At 66.6% G+C, this 15,055-nt stretch carries 17 protein-coding genes; 5 read left to right on the top strand and 12 right to left on the bottom strand.

Annotated features, from left to right (window positions below):
• Nucleotides 1-1,068 carry a lysine-2,3-aminomutase-like protein gene (locus tag AC1RLU_RS12390; protein ID WP_492795860.1) on the bottom strand — a complete coding sequence of 356 codons (1,068 nt, stop codon included), beginning with the start codon at nt 1,066-1,068 and terminating at the stop codon, nt 1-3.
• Nucleotides 1,065-2,129 carry an EF-P lysine aminoacylase EpmA gene (gene epmA, locus AC1RLU_RS12395; protein ID WP_492795862.1) on the bottom strand — a complete coding sequence of 355 codons (1,065 nt, stop codon included), beginning with the start codon at nt 2,127-2,129 and terminating at the stop codon, nt 1,065-1,067. The genes AC1RLU_RS12390 and epmA overlap by 4 nt, the downstream gene beginning before the upstream one ends.
• 115 nt (nt 2,130-2,244) lie before the next feature.
• Between epmA and efp the strand changes: the two genes are divergently transcribed.
• The 3 genes from efp (at nt 2,245) to AC1RLU_RS12410 (ending at nt 3,897) form a co-directional block, all read left to right on the top strand.
• The gene (efp, locus tag AC1RLU_RS12400; RefSeq protein ID WP_061965380.1) at nt 2,245-2,814 is read left to right on the top strand and encodes an elongation factor P; all 570 of its coding nucleotides are present in this window, start codon (nt 2,245-2,247) and stop codon (nt 2,812-2,814) included.
• 89 nt (nt 2,815-2,903) lie between these two features.
• Complete coding sequence (locus AC1RLU_RS12405) at nt 2,904-3,422, top strand: DUF1993 domain-containing protein (RefSeq protein WP_306226668.1); 519 nt, start codon at nt 2,904-2,906, stop codon at nt 3,420-3,422.
• Between the two features lie 16 nt (nt 3,423-3,438).
• A complete protein-coding gene (locus AC1RLU_RS12410) occupies nt 3,439-3,897 on the top strand; it encodes a GNAT family N-acetyltransferase (RefSeq protein WP_492795864.1) in 459 nt (152 codons plus the stop codon).
• 319 nt (nt 3,898-4,216) lie between these two features.
• Here the strand turns inward: AC1RLU_RS12410 and AC1RLU_RS12415 are convergent, their stop codons facing one another.
• The 10 genes from AC1RLU_RS12415 to AC1RLU_RS12460 form a co-directional block, all read right to left on the bottom strand.
• Nucleotides 4,217-4,867 carry an MBL fold metallo-hydrolase gene (locus AC1RLU_RS12415; protein WP_061965384.1) on the bottom strand — a complete coding sequence of 217 codons (651 nt, stop codon included), beginning with the start codon at nt 4,865-4,867 and terminating at the stop codon, nt 4,217-4,219.
• 30 nt (nt 4,868-4,897) lie between these two features.
• Nucleotides 4,898-5,221 carry a hypothetical protein gene (locus AC1RLU_RS12420; RefSeq protein WP_061965386.1) on the bottom strand — a complete coding sequence of 108 codons (324 nt, stop codon included), beginning with the start codon at nt 5,219-5,221 and terminating at the stop codon, nt 4,898-4,900.
• Nucleotides 5,218-6,834 (bottom strand): fumarate hydratase, encoded by a 1,617-nt coding sequence (locus AC1RLU_RS12425; RefSeq protein ID WP_492795865.1) that lies wholly within the window; start codon nt 6,832-6,834, stop codon nt 5,218-5,220. The genes AC1RLU_RS12420 and AC1RLU_RS12425 overlap by 4 nt, the downstream gene beginning before the upstream one ends.
• Before the next feature lie 120 nt (nt 6,835-6,954).
• The gene (gene ptsN / locus AC1RLU_RS12430) at nt 6,955-7,416 is read right to left on the bottom strand and encodes a PTS IIA-like nitrogen regulatory protein PtsN (RefSeq protein ID WP_061965390.1); all 462 of its coding nucleotides are present in this window, start codon (nt 7,414-7,416) and stop codon (nt 6,955-6,957) included.
• Nucleotides 7,417-7,501: 85 nt separating this feature from the next.
• Nucleotides 7,502-8,086 (bottom strand): ribosome hibernation-promoting factor, HPF/YfiA family, encoded by a 585-nt coding sequence (gene hpf, locus AC1RLU_RS12435; RefSeq protein WP_142114777.1) that lies wholly within the window; start codon nt 8,084-8,086, stop codon nt 7,502-7,504.
• Nucleotides 8,087-8,222: 136 nt separating this feature from the next.
• Nucleotides 8,223-9,746 (bottom strand): RNA polymerase factor sigma-54, encoded by a 1,524-nt coding sequence (gene rpoN, locus AC1RLU_RS12440; RefSeq protein WP_492795868.1) that lies wholly within the window; start codon nt 9,744-9,746, stop codon nt 8,223-8,225.
• Between the two features lie 157 nt (nt 9,747-9,903).
• Nucleotides 9,904-10,866: an LPS export ABC transporter ATP-binding protein gene (lptB, locus tag AC1RLU_RS12445; RefSeq protein ID WP_142114776.1), complete on the bottom strand. Its 963-nt coding sequence runs from the start codon at nt 10,864-10,866 to the stop codon at nt 9,904-9,906.
• Nucleotides 10,796-11,506 (bottom strand): LptA/OstA family protein, encoded by a 711-nt coding sequence (locus tag AC1RLU_RS12450; RefSeq protein ID WP_492795869.1) that lies wholly within the window; start codon nt 11,504-11,506, stop codon nt 10,796-10,798. The genes lptB and AC1RLU_RS12450 overlap by 71 nt, the downstream gene beginning before the upstream one ends.
• Nucleotide 11,507: 1 nt before the next feature.
• Nucleotides 11,508-12,296, bottom strand: coding sequence for an LPS export ABC transporter periplasmic protein LptC (lptC, locus tag AC1RLU_RS12455; RefSeq protein ID WP_492795871.1), 789 nt, complete (start codon nt 12,294-12,296; stop codon nt 11,508-11,510).
• Nucleotides 12,297-12,440: 144 nt separating this feature from the next.
• Nucleotides 12,441-13,055 (bottom strand): ribonuclease D, encoded by a 615-nt coding sequence (locus tag AC1RLU_RS12460; protein WP_492795873.1) that lies wholly within the window; start codon nt 13,053-13,055, stop codon nt 12,441-12,443.
• 234 nt (nt 13,056-13,289) lie between these two features.
• On the opposite strand from AC1RLU_RS12460, the gene AC1RLU_RS12465 reads away from it, so the two are divergent.
• Both AC1RLU_RS12465 and dapE read left to right on the top strand, forming a co-directional pair.
• Nucleotides 13,290-13,718: a DUF805 domain-containing protein gene (locus AC1RLU_RS12465; protein WP_091856103.1), complete on the top strand. Its 429-nt coding sequence runs from the start codon at nt 13,290-13,292 to the stop codon at nt 13,716-13,718.
• Between the two features lie 91 nt (nt 13,719-13,809).
• Nucleotides 13,810-15,021, top strand: a complete 1,212-nt coding sequence (dapE, locus tag AC1RLU_RS12470; protein ID WP_492795875.1) for a succinyl-diaminopimelate desuccinylase — start codon at nt 13,810-13,812, stop codon at nt 15,019-15,021.
• The last annotated feature ends 34 nt before the right edge of the window (nt 15,022-15,055 follow it).

The following is a 15,055-nucleotide window of genomic DNA, read 5'->3' on the forward strand; positions in this document are numbered from 1 at the left end:
TCAGGCAGGCGGGTAGCGGTGCTGCCCGCCATGCCGGTCTTCGGCGAGCGCTTCCACGCCCGGCGTCTCGCAGCCGGAGAGGAAGGCGGGACCCACCGGAATCTTGCCGGCACCGCCGGGGATGTCGAGGATATAGGTCGGCTGGCACAGCCCGGAAAGGTTGCCACGCAGGCTTTTGACCAGCGCCTGCCCCTCTTCCAGCGTCAAACGGAAATGCGAGGTGCCGGGCGCCAGATCGGGATGGTGCAGGTAATAAGGCTTGATGCGGTTCTCGACGAAGGCCCGCATCAGGGCACCGAGCGTCCCGACATCGGCATTGATGCCCCTGAGCAGCACCGACTGGCTGAGCAGGACATGGCCGGCATCGGCGAGCATCGCGATCGCGGTGCGGGCATCCTCGGTGAACTCGCGCGGATGGTTGGCGTGGATGGCGATATAGCTCGCCTTGCCGGGGATGCGCAGCGCCCTCGCATAGTCCGGCGTGATCCGGCCGGGATCGACCACCGGCACGCGGGTGTGCCAGCGCGCGACCTTGATATGCGGGATCGCGGCGAGGCGCCTGGCCACCTCGCGCACGCGGCGGGCGGAGAGAATGAAGGGATCGCCGCCCGTCATGATCACCTCCCAGATCTCAGGACGGGAGGCGAGATAGGCGAGCGCCGCGTCGAGCTTGGCGCCGGTCAAGGCATCGCCGCCGGGGCCGACCATCTCGCGCCGGAAGCAGAAGCGGCAATAGACCGGGCAGGCATGGACGAGCTTGAGCAGGGCGCGGTCGGGATAGCGATGGACCACCCCCTCGACCGGGGAATGAGCCTCGTCGCCGATCGGGTCGGCCAGCTCCTGCGGCAGCGTCGTAAGCTCGGCCGCATCAGGGATGAACTGGCGCGCGATCGGGTCCGTCGGATCGGCGGGATCGATCAGTCCGGCGACGGCCGGCGTCACCGAGACGGCATAGCGCTCCGCCACCTTCTGCAAGGCATCGCGGCGCGCGGGCGCGGCCAAGCCGGCCTCGACGAGCGCGTCGATGCTGCGCAAAGGCTGGCCACCGGGGGGCTGGTGAACGGTCATGCCCCTCCCCTGCCCGGTTCCGCGACCGGCGTCCAGAGCACATCCTCGATCCGGCGCGCGCCCACGCAGAGCATGACGAGCCGGTCGAAGCCGAGCGCGATGCCGGATGCGGCCGGCATCAACGCCAGCGCTTCCAGGAAATCGTCGTCGACCGGATAGCGCTCGCCATAGATGCGCTCCTTCTCGTCCATGTCGGCCTCGAAACGGCGGCGCTGCTCAGCCGGATCGGTGAGCTCGCCGAAGGCATTGGCGAGCTCGACGCCGCAGGCATAGAGCTCGAAACGCTCGGCCACACGCGGATCGCCGGGCTTGGGCCTTGCGAGCGCGGCCTCACTGATCGGGTATTCGCAGAGGATCGTGGCGCGGCCGCGGCCGAGATGCGGTTCGATGCGCTCGGAGAGGATGCGGCTGAAGATGTCGGACCATGTGTCGTCTTCGGCGACCCGGATGCCGGCCTCGATCGCATCGGCCGCGAGCCCGCCCCGATCGACCTCCCGGTCGGCCGTGACGGTGCGTAGCAGGTCTATGCCGGCATGGCGCTTGAACGCTTCCTGCAAGGTCAGGCGCTCGGGCTCGGCGAAGGGGTCGACCTCGACGCCGCGCCAGCGCAGTGTCGTGGCGCCAGCGGCGCGGGCGGCCTCGGCCATCAGTGTGGCGCAGTCCTGCATCAGCGCCTCGTAACCCTCGCCGGAGCGATACCATTCCAGCATCGTGAATTCGGGGTGGTGCAGCGCCGTGCGCTCGCGATTGCGGAAAACGCGGGCGAAATCGAAGATGCGGGTCTCGCCGGCCGCGAGCAGCTTCTTGGCTGCGAATTCCGGCGAGGTGTGCAGGTAATAGGGATGCGGCTCTGCGGCATTGTCGATCAGCGTCGTCCCGAAGCCATGCAGATGCGTCTCGTTGCCGGGCGAGACCTGGAGGATCGCCGCCTCGACCTCGGTGAAGTCGCGGGCCTCGAACCAACGCCGCAGCGCAGCCTTGATCCGCCCCCGAGCCAGCAGGGCCGGGCGGCGGTCGGCATGGATGTCGGGGCGCCAGAACGGCGTCGGGGACGAACTCATCGAAACTCGCGTCGAATGCGTCGGAAAGCTTTCGTTTCGCGCGCGAATGCGGTAGTTGCGCGGCGACAGAATTCGCATAGCGCGGCGGAACGCCGCGCACCAGAAGGACATTCACGTGGTCAAGGTCATCGCCTCTTCCGTCCGCAAGGGCAACGTCCTGGATCTGGACGGACATCTCTGCACCGTCATCTCGGCCGAGAGCTTCTTCCCCGGCAAGGGCACGCCGACCACGCAGATCGATATGCGCCGCATCTCCGACGGCACCAAGATGACGCAGCGCTACAAGACGACCGAGCAGGTCGAGCGCGCCTATGTCGAGGACCGCGACTTCACCTATCTCTACCAGGACGGCGAGCAGTACGTCTTCATGAACCCCGAGACCTACGACCAGATCCCGGTCGACAAGGACGTGATCGGCGACGCCGCTCCCTATCTCCAGGAGAACATGAAGGTCTCGCTCTCGGTGTTCGAGGACAAGGCCGTCGCGATCGAACTGCCGCAGCGCGTCACGCTCGAGGTCGTCGAGACCGAGCCGGTGACCAAAGGCCAGACGGCCTCCTCCTCCTACAAGCCGGCGATCCTCTCGAACGGCGTGCGCAGCGCAGTGCCACCGCATGTCGGCATCGGCACCCGCGTCGTCGTGATGACGGCCGACGGCTCCTATGTCGAGCGCGCGAAAGACTAATCTGCTGGCGCAGAGCGCCGCGGAAAATTCTCCTCTATAGCTTTACGCAGCGGGCCCTTTCCGGGCCCGTTGTCGTTTCCGAGGACATCATGACGCTCACAGTCAAGGCCGCCGCCCTTTCCGGCTTCGTGCAGACGCTCAAGGCGCTCGACGCCATTCTCGACAAGGCCGTGGCACAGGCCGAGACCCGCAAGATCCAGCCGGAGGTGCTGCTGAGCGCCCGCCTCGCGCCGGACATGCTGGCCTTCACGCGCCAGATCCAGCTCTGCTGCGACTTCGCCAAGAACGCGGTCGCCCGCCTTTCGGGCGGCGAGAACCCGCGCTTCCCGGACGAGGAGAAGAGCTTTCCGGAGCTGAAGGAGCGCATCGCCAAGACGCTGGCCTTCGTCGCAGCGGCGGATGGTGCCACGCTCGATGCCGGGCTTGCCCGCGAGGTCACCTTCCCGCGCGGCCCCTCGGCGACCGTGACGATGACCGGGGAGGCTTATCTCACCCGCTTCGCCATCCCGAACTTCTATTTCCACGCCACGACGGCCTACGACATCCTGCGCCAGAACGGCTTCCAGATCGGCAAGCAGGACTTCCTGCTCGGCGTCTTCGACGCCTGAGGCCAGCCTTCCTCGCATGAGCGCGGCGCCTGCCATCACCATCGAACGCCCCTCTCCCCGGGATGCCGGGGAGATCGCCGCGCTCTATCTGGCGTCGCGCGCGGAGGCCCTGCCCTGGCTGCGCCGTGTCCATAGCGACGACGAGGTACGGAGCTGGATCGCGCATGTCAGGCTTGCCAGCGGCGAGACCTGGGTCGCGCGGGCGGCCGGGCGCATCCTCGGCTTTCTCTGCCTCGACGGCGAGGATCTCGACCAGCTCTACCTGCTGCCGGGAGAGTTTCGGCGTGGCATCGGCTCGCTGCTTCTCGCCAAGGCGAAGGAGCTGAGCCCGGAGCGGCTCCACCTGTTTACCTTCCAGCGGAACATGGCTGCGCGGGCCTTCTACGAGCGCCACGGCTTCCGCCTCGTCGACCTCAACGACGGCGAGCGCAACGAGGAAGGCGAGCCGGACGCCCTTTACGAGTGGCGCCGATAGTTTTCGGAAGAGGGCTTGTAATCGGGAAGAGCCATCCCCATCTTCGGATCACGGCGATGTCGAGAGCGTTCCACAGCTCTCCAGCGCCGTTGAAGACGGCCATGAGCCGAACGTTTGACGCCGGATGTACGCGCACCCGTTCAGGACATGGCCGTTGGTTCATTCCGAGGCCCGTAGCGGACATCCGCTGCGGGTCTTTTCGTTTCCACCTTCGGCCTCAGCGAGGCATGCGCCGACGGTCCCGTCCCTCCTTTGGCGAGCACGGTGCTCAAGACGCAGATGCTCGCCACAAAGGCGAGCATGACGCCATGGCTTTCTCTCAACCCTGCAGGAACGGATTGTTCTGCCGCTCTTCGCCGAGCGTGCTGGCCGGGCCGTGGCCCGGCAGGAACTGGACGTCGTCGCCGAGCGGCAGGAGCTTCGTCTTGATCCCCGAGATCAGCGCCTCATGGTCGCCATAGGGGAAATCGGTGCGGCCGACGGAGCCGGCAAAGACGGTGTCGCCCGCCAGCAGGAAACGCAGGTCCTTCTGGAAGAAGGTGACATGGCCCGGCGAATGGCCCGGCACATGTGCGACCGCGAAGGTCAGGTCGCCAAGAGAAACCGTATCGCCCTCCTTCAGCCAGCGCGTCGGCACGACCGCCTTCATGCCGGGGATGTCGAAGCGCAGCCCCTGTTCCGGCAAGGCCTCGAGCAGGGGCTTGTCGCCCTCATGCGGCCCGATGACCGGGATCGACAGCGCCTCGGCCAGCTCTGTCGCGCCGCCGGCATGATCGAGATGGCCGTGCGTCAGCCAGATCGCGACCGGGGTGACGCCGAGCTCCTTCAGGGCGCCGAGAAGCTTCGGAACATCGCCGCCGGGATCGACGATGGCCGCCTCGTTTGATTTGGGCTCCCAGACGATCGAGCAGTTCTGCTGGAACGGCGTCACCGGCACGACGGCGATCTGGAGCGGCGGCTGGTCGGTCATGGGAGGCCTTTCGATGATCGCAGAAGGCTTTTACCGCCCGCCGCAGCGACTGGCGATGAGCGCGCGGTAATTCACCAGCTCGGAATCCATCTCGGCGACATTGCGCGCGCGTTCCGCCCCGCCCTGACAGGCGGCGAAGACCGAGCGGGCCTTCTGGAGATAGGTGACATGCTCGCGCCAGGTCCGGCACTGCGTCGCCTGGTCGGCTGTGGCCACACCCGCGAGCCGCGTCTGCTGCTGGCGGAAGCCGGCCTCGTTCTGGAAGAGATCGCGCGAACAGGTCGCCGGGCGCGGCTGCTGGGCCAACGCGGGAGCAGCCAGCAAAAGCGCCGCAACGGCCAGAACCAGCCTCATCCGAGGTTCAGCTCCTTGAAGAAATCGTTGCCCTTGTCGTCGATGACGATGAAAGCCGGGAAATCCTCGACCTCGATCCGCCAGACCGCCTCCATGCCGAGTTCCTGATATTCGAGCACCTCGACCTTGCGGATGCAGTCCTGCGCGAGGCGCGCCGCCGGCCCGCCGATCGAGCCGAGATAGAAGCCGCCATGGGCCTTGCAGGCCTCGCGCACGGAGGCCGAGCGGTTGCCCTTGGCGAGCATCACCATCGAGCCGCCGAAGGACTGGAACTGGTCGACGAAGGAATCCATCCGGCCGGCCGTGGTCGGGCCGAAGGAGCCCGAGGCGAAGCCCTCCGGCGTCTTGGCCGGGCCGGCATAGTAGACCGGGTGGTTCTTGAAATAGTCAGGCATGCCCTCGCCGCGCTCCAGCCGCTCGCGGATCTTGGCATGGGCGAGGTCACGGGCGACGACGATCGTGCCGGTCAGCGACAGGCGCGTCTTGACCGGGTGCTTCGAGAGCGTCGCGAGAATCGCGCTCATTGGCTGGTTGAGGTCGACCTTGACGACATCGCCGCCGAGCGAGGCGTCCTCGACCTCCGGCAGGTACTTGGACGGATCGGTCTCCAGCGCCTCCAGGAAGATGCCATCCTTGGTGATCTTGCCCTTGGCCTGGCGATCGGCCGAGCAGGAGACGCCGAGCCCGATCGGCAGCGAGGCGCCGTGGCGCGGCAGGCGGATGACGCGCACGTCATGGCAGAAATACTTGCCGCCGAACTGCGCGCCGACGCCGAGCGCCTGCGTCATCTTGTGGACCTCCTCCTCCATCTCGATGTCGCGGAAGGCATGGCCGCTGGCTGAGCCCTTCGTCGGCAGCGCGTCGAGATATTTGGTCGAGGCGAGCTTGACCGTCTTCAGGTTCTGCTCGGCCGAGGTGCCGCCGATGACGATGGCGAGGTGATAGGGCGGGCAGGCAGCGGTTCCGAGCATCAGGATCTTCTCCTTCAGGAACGCCATCATGCGGTCCTTGGTCAGGAGCGAGGGCGTCGCCTGGTAGAGGAAGGTCTTGTTGGCCGAGCCGCCGCCCTTGCAGACGAAGAGGAATTTGTAGGCGTCCTCACCCTCGGCATAGATGTCGATCTGCGCCGGCAGGTTGGTCGCCGTGTTCTTCTCCTCGAACATCGAGAGCGGCGCGAGCTGCGAATAGCGCAGGTTGCGCTTGAAATAGGCATCCGCCACGCCCTCGCCGAGCGCCGCCTCGTCGTCGCCATCGGTCCAGATCTTGCGGCCCTTCTTGCCCATCACGATCGCGGTGCCGGTGTCCTGGCACATCGGCAGCACGCCGCCTGCGGCGATATTGGCGTTCTTCAGCAGGTCATAGGCGACGAACTTGTCGTTCGAGGTCGCCTCGGGATCGTCGAGGATCTTGCCGAGCTGGGCGAGATGACCGGGGCGCAGCAGGTGGTTGATGTCGATGAAGGCCTGTTCGGAGAGCTGGCGAATCGCCTCGCGCGAGACGTTCAGTACCTCGCGATCGCCGATCTTCTCGACGCTGACGCCTTCGCTGCCGAGCTTGCGATAGGGCGTAGTGTCCTCGCCCAGCGGGAAGAGATCGACATGCGTATAGGCCATGGCCAGCGGCTCCGAAACAAGTTGCGCCGCAATCAGGACATGGGAAGACGCGGCGCCGATCCAGCCGGGGTCATAGCCCGTCGGCCGGCATCGTCCAAGCAGTCTTTAATGCGTTTAAGCCTAGGCCGCCTGCGCGGCTGATTCGGCGAGGATCGCGTAGATCGCGGCGGGGTCGCGGACCTTGCGGACCTGTTCCAGAACGGTCTGGTTGCGCAGCACGCGCGCCACACGGGCGAGCGCCTTGAGATGATCAGCGCCGGCACCTTCGGGCGCAATCAACACGAAGATGATGTCGACGGGCTGGCCGTCGAGCGCGTCGAAATCGATCGGCTTCTCGGTGCGGGCGAAGAGCCCGACGAGGCGATCGATCGCCGGCATGCGGCCATGCGGGATCGCGATGCCATCGCCGATACCGGTGGAGCCGAGCCGCTCGCGCTGGAGCAGAGCTTCGAAAAGCTCGCGGTCCGGCAGGCCCGTCAGCGAGGCGGCATGCTGGGCAAGCTCCTGCAGAGCCTGCTTCTTGCCGTTGGCCCGCAGCGGCGAAATCACCGCTGCTGGGCTCAGAAGATCGGTCAGCGTCATTCGCCCGTCCATGCATGTCCCGTGCCGGTCGAAAAGCCGGCGGCACGGGTCAGGTTCGACGGCCGGAGCGGATCGCCCGCCGGCCTCAGGACAACGATGCCGGCGGGTCGATCCAGCCGATATTGCCGTCGCGGCGGCGGTATACGACGTTCATGCGGCCATTGCCAGCGTGGCGGAAGATGACGACCGGCGCGCCCGTCAGGTCAAGCTCCGCGACAGCGTCGCTTACCGTCCTGATATGCAGGGATTTGGTCGATTCCGCGACGATCACCGGGTTATCGCCGGCTGAAGCCCCATCGATTTCCTCGATATCCTCATCGGGAGCCGCGATCACGTAGCTGGGGATTTCGATGCCAATGTCGCGGCCATTGCCCGCCGAACGATCCTTCAGCCGACGCTTGTAGCGTCGCAGCCGCTTCTCGATGCGCTCGGCCATCTTGTCGAGGCTGGCATAGGGATCATGGGCAGTGGCAGAGGCTTCCAGCGTGATTCCCGAGGAGAGGTGCAGGACACCGTCGGTCCGGAAGGCGGAGCCGTCCTTGTCCACCGTGACGTGGCCCTGGTAGCCACCCTCGTAATATTTGCTGACCGCCGCAGCGACCCGCTCCTCGGCCTGGCCGCGCAGGGCCTCGCCGACATCGAGATTCTTGCCGGAGATTCGCAAGCTCATGGAGTGCTTCCCCTTGGTTTAGCCATGGCCCTGTTCGGCCATCCCTAGGAGCTAAGAACCGCGAGTCGGGGTTGTCAATGAGCCGGCGCACTCATGGCGCGCATGCGCCTGCGCTTTGGAACAAAATCGCGCGACGCTACCCCAGCGCCATCGCGACTTTCTCGCGCCGGCGCTCCATGGAGGACGGGATTCTGAGGGATTCGCGGTATTTCGCCACGGTGCGTCGGGCGATATCGATGCCGCCATCCTTGAGCCGGGTGACGATGGCATCGTCCGAAAGGACCGCCGAGGGGCTCTCGTCGTCGATCATCTGCTTGATCCGGAAGCGGACAGCCTCGGCCGAATGCGCTTCGCCATAGCCGGTCGCGGCGATCGCAGCCGAGAAGAAATACTTCATTTCGAAGACGCCGCGCGAGCAGGTCAGGTATTTGTTCGAGGTCACGCGCGAGACCGTCGATTCGTGCATGCCGATCGCATCGGCCACGGTCTTGAGGTTGAGCGGGCGCAGATGCTCGACGCCATGGGCGAAGAAGCCGTCCTGCTGCCGCACGATCTCGCTCGCGACCTTCAGGATCGTCCGGGCGCGCTGCTCCAGCGAGCGGGTCAGCCAGTTCGCGGTCTGCAGGCATTCGGCGATGAAGGCCTTGTCCGAATCGTTGCGGGCCGCCCGGGAGACGCGCGCATGGTAGGTCTGGTTGACCAGCAGGCGCGGCAGGGTGTCGGGGTTGAGGTCGATCAGCCAGGAACCGTCGGGCGCGGCGCGGATGAAGACGTCCGGCACCACGGTCTCGGCGGCCGAGCCACCGAAGGCGCGGCCGGGCTTGGGGTCGAGGCGGCGGATTTCGCCCACCATATCGGCGATATCCTCGTCGTCGACGCCGCAGAGGCGCTTCAGCGCGGCGAAATCGCGCTTGGCGACCAGCGGCAGGTTCGCCACCACTACCTGCATCGCCGGGTCGAAGCGGTTGCGGTCGCGCAACTGGATGGCCAGGCATTCGGCAACGTCGCGGGCCGCGACGCCGGACGGGTCGAAACCCTGGACGACGCGCAGCACCGCCTCGACCCTGTCGATGGCGACGCCGAGGCGTTCGGCGATCTCCGCCAGCGGCTCGCCGAGATAGCCGCTATCGTCGACCGCATCGATGATATGGCGGCCGATGATGCGCTCCGCCGGCGCGATCACGGCGAGATCGAGCTGCGCGACGAGATGATCATGCAGCGAAGCGTCCGCCGTCAGGCTGCTTTCGAAACCCTCGGGATCGCCGTCGAAGGACCCACCCGACGCACCATAGGCGCCGCCGACGATCGGCAGGCTGTCGGCGCCGCCCGCCTCGCTACGGGCCGGGGTCGGCTGCTCGTTCTGGAAGACGTTGTCGAGCCCGGTGCCGAGCCTGCCCTCCATGCCCTCCTGCGTATGCAGGCTCTCGGCACGGGCGAAGCTCTCGGCATCGGCGGCGTGAGGACCATCGGCATCATCGGGCCGGGCCGGCAGGTCGTTCGCCTCGTCGCGCTCCAGCAGCGGATTGCGCTCGAGTTCGCCCTCGACGAAATTCTGAAGCTCGAGATGGGAGAGCTGCAGGAGCTTGATCGCCTGCAGCAGCTGCGGCGTCATCACCAGGGATTGTCCCTGGCGCAGCTCCATGCGCGGCATCATCGCCATGCGCCAAAGGCCCTTCCCACTCGCGCGCCATCGGCACGCTTCTTGCTTGCGAAAAGGACACTAGCGCCGGCTCACCGCCGCGTCAAAGGCTGCACCGCGCCTGCGGACAGAGAATGATGCACCGCAACAAATCCGCAGCGAAGCGGACCGAAGTGCCTCAGAGGCGGAAATCCTCGCCCAGATAGACGCGCCGGACATCCGGATTGGCGATGATCTCGGCCGGCGAGCCTTCGGTCAGGACCCGTCCCGAGTGGATGATGTAGGCGCGGTCGACCAGACCGAGCGTCTCGCGGACATTATGGTCGGTGATCAGCACGCCGATGCCGCGATCGGTCAATTGACGCACCAGCGCCTGGATATCGCCGACCGCGATCGGGTCGATGCCGGCGAAAGGCTCGTCGAGCAGGATGAAGGAGGGCTTGCCGGCCAGGGCGCGCGCGATCTCGCAGCGGCGGCGCTCGCCGCCCGAGAGCGCGATCGAGGGCGCCTTGCGCAGGCGGGCGATGGTGAATTCCTCGAGCAGCTGGTCGAGCTGGCGCTCGCGTGCCTTACGGTCGGGCTCGACCACCTCCAGCACCGAGCGGATATTGTCCTCGACCGACAGGCCGCGGAAGATCGAGGCTTCCTGCGGCAGGTAGCCGATGCCAAGGCGCGCGCGCTGGTACATCGGCAAGGCCGTGATGTCGTTGCCTTCGAGCGAGATGATGCCGGCATCGGCCGCGACCAGCCCGGTGATCATGTAGAAGATCGTCGTCTTGCCGGCGCCGTTGGGGCCGAGCAGGCCGACCGCCTCGCCCTGACGCAGATGGAGACTTGCATCGGAGACGACGGCACGCCCGCCATAGCTCTTGCGCAGGCCGTCGACCGCGAGGATGCCCGGTCCGCCGATCGCGGCGACCCTGGACGAGGCCTGACGGACCTCCCCGTTGTCACGATTGCCGAAAAGACCGCGCAGCCGGCCGAAGACGCCCGGTTGCTGCGGGCGTGGGGCCGGCCGCGCCGGCGCGGCCGTGGGACGAGGCGCTTCGGAAACAGTCACTGCAGCACGATCAGTTGGTGGGCTTGGGCGCCGGCTTGGCGCCGGGCTTGCCGGCCTCGGTCTTGTTGGCGTCAGCCGCATTCGGAACGAACAGGCCCTGCACGCGCCCGCCCTGGACATTCGCGATGCCGGTTTCCGTGTTGTAGATCAGCTTCTCGCCGCGGGTCACGTTCGGCCCGTCGTTGAGGGCGACATTGCCGGTCATGATCACGACGTTGTTGGCGCGATCGAACTCGGCATTGTCCGAGGTCGCGGCCTGCGTCTTCGAGACCACCGTGACCGGCCCCTTGCACAGGATGCGCTTGATCGAGCTGTCATTGCCCTGACCGCCCGCACCCGCGCCCGCCGCAGCCGGCGTTGCCGGGCGCCCGGCGGTTCCGCCCGGCCCGCCACGGCCCTCGTAGAGCACCGTCATCACGGTGCAGCGAACCGTCGTCTCGCCCTGCACGGCAACGACATTGCCGGAGAAGATCGCCTTGTTCTCCTTGTCGAGCACGTCGAGCTTGTCCGCGTCGATCTTGATCGGCTCCTTGCTGTCGCCGCCGAGGCCACCCAGCGCCGAGGATGCGCCGCGCGCCTTGGCCGGGGCTGCCTGCGGCTTGGCGGGGGCGGCCTGCGCAAAGGCCTCCTGCGGCGCGCCAAGCAGCGCGAAACCCGCTGCAAGCAGCAGCGCGGCGTCGCGGGCATCTGCGAAACGGAGCATCTGGCCAGCCCTGGTCATGTCACTGTCTCTTCCCATTACCAGCGTCGCCTGCCGGTGCTGCATCCGCGGGAGGAACCCGATTCGCTTTCAACAATTCCGGCATCGGCGTGCTGCCCTCGCGTTCGGGGCCGGCGAGCGTACCTGCTGGCGCGTTCCGGATGAAGACTCGCACCCGTCCCTCGAAGGCGATCAACTCGCCATTGTTCTTCACGTCAAGGGTGTCGGCGTCCACCGTGGTCTCCCCGAGGCTGACCTTGACCGGCTCCTTCGAGACGACGGTGCCGGATTTGAAGTCGACATCGGCCGTCTTCATCTGCATCTCGTGGTCGCTCTCGGTGCGGATCCTGACGTCGTCGATGAGACGCAGCTTCTCCTTCTGCGTATCGAACAGCCCCGTCTTCGCATTCACCGTCACCCAGCCCTCGCGCTCCATCTGGATGCGCGCCGTCAGGGTCTGGAGCTCGATCTGCGTCGGATTCCTGATCTCCTGGAAGGCGTTCACGGCCGTGACCTGGTAGGGCCGGTTGTCCTTGCGGTAGCCCGAGAGCTTCGGCGTCTCCATCCTGACCTTGCCGCCGGTGATGCCGACCGAGCTGACCGAGACATTCGCCAACTTGCCGCCGAGCGGCGACAGGAAAGGAATGACGACGAGCGCCAGCACGAGCACGATCGCCGCGACGGGAATCAGCCGGCGCAGGAGGTGCACCAGTTGCGTATGGCGCCGCGCCGCGCCGAAGGCCGCGCGCCGGCGCAGCGCCTGCGCGGCCAGCCCCGCAGCCGGGTCGTTGAAGGTCATTGCCAAAGTCATGTCCCGCGCAATGGCAGCCGCTGACGGCATTTTCGTGTCACAGGACAGGCCACATCGCGCCCCCGCGTAGCTCATCCATGAGGGCGCGCACTTGTCCGCGCGCGCCACCCGCGCGCAGACTGACGCAAGAAGCCTTGGAAATTGTCAAGTGTGCGCGAAGATGTCGGTCTCGTCCCAGCCGGCGAGATCGAGCTCGGCCCGGTAGGGCAGGAACTGGAAACAGGCCTGGGCGAGGTGCCGGCGCCCTTCGCGCGCCAGCATCGTCTCGAGCTTCTCGTGCAGCGCGTGCAGGTGCAGCACATCGGAGGCGGCATAGGCGAGCTGGGCCTCGCTCAGCGTATCGGCGCCCCAGTCGGAGGATTGCTGCTGCTTCGACAGGTCGACGCCGAGCAGTTCGCGCACAAGATCCTTGAGCCCGTGCCGGTCGGTATAGGTGCGGGTCAGCTTCGAGGCGATCTTGGTGCAATAGACCGGCGCCGTGACCACGCCGAAGGCGTGCTTGAGCACTGCGACGTCGAAGCGGGCGAAGTGGAAGAGCTTCAGAACGGCCGGGTCCTCGAGCAGGCGGATCAGGTTCTTCGGACGCTCGCCGCCCTTGGGAATCTGCACGACATCGGCGGTGCCGTCGCCGCGCGACAGCTGGACGACGCAGAGCCGGTCGCGGTGCGGATTGAGGCCGAGCGTCTCGGTATCGATCGCGACGCTCGACCCGGCCTCATAGCCGTCCGGCAGGTCGCCGCGATGGAAACGGATGGTCATGCTCGAAACCTCACTGGGGCCGCGCGGAGGCGCCCTTCAACTGCACTTCACGACAAGGGGAACGGCAGGCCGCGAGCTGAAAGCAACGCGTGTTCCGCAGCTAACCGCCAGCCCCGCCGCGTTCAAGCCCTTTCTGGGCCGATATAAACTCTTAGGCGCCCCGTTAACCTTTTATTCACCATAAGCTTCACCCTCGCGGCAAGCCGTGCGACAAAGGCCATCGGAGCTTGCCTGATGTCCCTGATCCGCCTCTTCAGCGATTTCGATGGCCGCATCGGCTTGCGGACCTTCTGGCTTGGCAGCATCGCGGTCGCGCTGACGCTGCTCGCCATCCAGCGCACCGTGCCGCTTTTGGTCGGTTACCGGGACGCGATCATGGTCGTCGCCTTCGTCAAGGCCTTCGCCCTGTTTCCCTGGGCCGCGCTGGCAGCGAAGCGTGCCACCGACCGTGGCAGCACACCGCTCTTCGGCATCCTGCTGGTCTGCGCGATCGTGCTGCCGGAGCATCTGCGCGTCGTCATGCCGTTCGGCTGGCGCCCGTCGCTGGAGGCGATCTCGACTATGGCCTGGGTCGTCGCCTTCATCGATCTCGGGCTACTGCCGTCGGCAACGAAGCAGGATAGAGTTGCGGCCACGCCAGCGGGGGCTAGAACATCGGATTGAATACCAACCCGATGCTCTAGATCTTTGATTTTGCATCGGCTTTCCCGAAAACCGCATTCCACTTTTCGGGCCGATGCTCTAAAGCGGCGGAATGAGCGCCGCACCCACATCCCCCACCCCCGTACTGCCTTTCGATCCAGCCGACCCCGTCGCCTTGACGCAGGCCCTGGTCCGCTGCCCCTCGGTGACGCCCGAAGAAGGCGGCGCGCTCGCGCTGCTTGCCGCCGTGCTCTCGGCGGAAGGCTATGATGTGCATCGCCCGGCCTTCAGCGAGCCCGGCACGCCTGATGTCGAGAATCTCTATGCCCGCATCGGCAGCACCGCTCCGGTCTTCGTGATCGCCGGCCATACCGATGTCGTTCCTGTCGGCGACGAGGCTGCCTGGACGCGCGAGCCCTTCGGCGGCGCGATCGAGAATGGAACGCTCTACGGGCGCGGCGCCTGCGACATGAAGGGTGGGCTCGCCGCCATGGTCGCAGCCGCGATCCGCTACGGCCGTGACAATCCCGATGCGCCCGGCTCGATCGCCTTCCTGGTCACCGGCGACGAGGAAGGCCCCTCGGTCAACGGCACGGTCAAGCTGCTCGCCTGGGCGCATGAGCGCGGCGAGCGCTTCGACCATTGCATCCTCGGCGAGCCGACCAATCCGGCGACGATGAGCGACATGATCAAGATCGGCAGGCGCGGGTCGCTGACCGGCAAGCTCACCGTCCAGGGCACGCAGGGTCACGTCGGCTATCCCCATCTCGCCGACAACCCGATCCGCGGCATGGTGCGCCTGCTCGCCGCTCTCGACGCTACACCGCTCGACGGCGGCACGCAGCATTTCGACCCGAGCAATCTCGAAGTGACGACGCTCGATGTCGGCAACCCCGCGACCAACGTCATCCCGGCGCAGGCGAAGGCGGCCTTCAACATCCGCTTCAACGACACATGGACGCCGGAGACGCTCGCCGCCGAACTGGAACGGCGCCTGCACGAGGCGGCCGGCAACCAGGTGCGCTACACACTCGAGGTCCAGCCGACCAATGCGGTCGCCTTCCTGACCGAACCCGGCCCCTTCGTCGCGATCGTCGCCGACGCGATCGAGGCCGAGACCGGCAAGCGCCCGGCGCTCTCGACCACGGGCGGCACCTCGGACGCGCGCTTCATCAAGAATTACTGCCCCGTCGTCGAATACGGCGTCGTCGGCAAGACGATGCACCAGATCGACGAATTCGTCGCCGTCGCCGACCTCGTGGCGCTCGAACGGATCACGCATCGTTTGATTACCAGCTATTTTGCCGCGCACCGTCAGGCTTGACGCGACGGAACCACGGTCCATTATCGCGGTTAGA

The sequence above is a fragment of the Allobosea sp. GW822-FHT05A11 genome (genome assembly GCF_058800455.1).

Coding starts and splice junctions, on each gene's coding strand:
- dapE (WP_492795875.1), top strand. CDS start 13,810: ATGAGCGCCGCACCCACATCCCCCACCCCCGTACTGCCTTTCGATCCA.
- AC1RLU_RS12460 (WP_492795873.1), bottom strand. CDS start 13,055: ATGACCATCCGTTTCCATCGCGGCGACCTGCCGGACGGCTATGAGGCC.
- rpoN (WP_492795868.1), bottom strand. CDS start 9,746: ATGGCGATGATGCCGCGCATGGAGCTGCGCCAGGGACAATCCCTGGTG.
- AC1RLU_RS12415 (WP_061965384.1), bottom strand. CDS start 4,867: ATGACCGACCAGCCGCCGCTCCAGATCGCCGTCGTGCCGGTGACGCCG.
- AC1RLU_RS12425 (WP_492795865.1), bottom strand. CDS start 6,834: ATGGCCTATACGCATGTCGATCTCTTCCCGCTGGGCGAGGACACTACG.
- AC1RLU_RS12465 (WP_091856103.1), top strand. CDS start 13,290: ATGTCCCTGATCCGCCTCTTCAGCGATTTCGATGGCCGCATCGGCTTG.
- AC1RLU_RS12420 (WP_061965386.1), bottom strand. CDS start 5,221: ATGAGGCTGGTTCTGGCCGTTGCGGCGCTTTTGCTGGCTGCTCCCGCG.
- AC1RLU_RS12410 (WP_492795864.1), top strand. CDS start 3,439: ATGAGCGCGGCGCCTGCCATCACCATCGAACGCCCCTCTCCCCGGGAT.
- AC1RLU_RS12390 (WP_492795860.1), bottom strand. CDS start 1,068: ATGACCGTTCACCAGCCCCCCGGTGGCCAGCCTTTGCGCAGCATCGAC.
- AC1RLU_RS12450 (WP_492795869.1), bottom strand. CDS start 11,506: ATGACCAGGGCTGGCCAGATGCTCCGTTTCGCAGATGCCCGCGACGCC.
- ptsN (WP_061965390.1), bottom strand. CDS start 7,416: ATGACGCTGACCGATCTTCTGAGCCCAGCAGCGGTGATTTCGCCGCTG.
- hpf (WP_142114777.1), bottom strand. CDS start 8,086: ATGAGCTTGCGAATCTCCGGCAAGAATCTCGATGTCGGCGAGGCCCTG.
- lptB (WP_142114776.1), bottom strand. CDS start 10,866: ATGCGGCTGACGCCAACAAGACCGAGGCCGGCAAGCCCGGCGCCAAGC.
- AC1RLU_RS12405 (WP_306226668.1), top strand. CDS start 2,904: ATGACGCTCACAGTCAAGGCCGCCGCCCTTTCCGGCTTCGTGCAGACG.
- epmA (WP_492795862.1), bottom strand. CDS start 2,129: ATGAGTTCGTCCCCGACGCCGTTCTGGCGCCCCGACATCCATGCCGAC.
- lptC (WP_492795871.1), bottom strand. CDS start 12,296: ATGACTTTGGCAATGACCTTCAACGACCCGGCTGCGGGGCTGGCCGCG.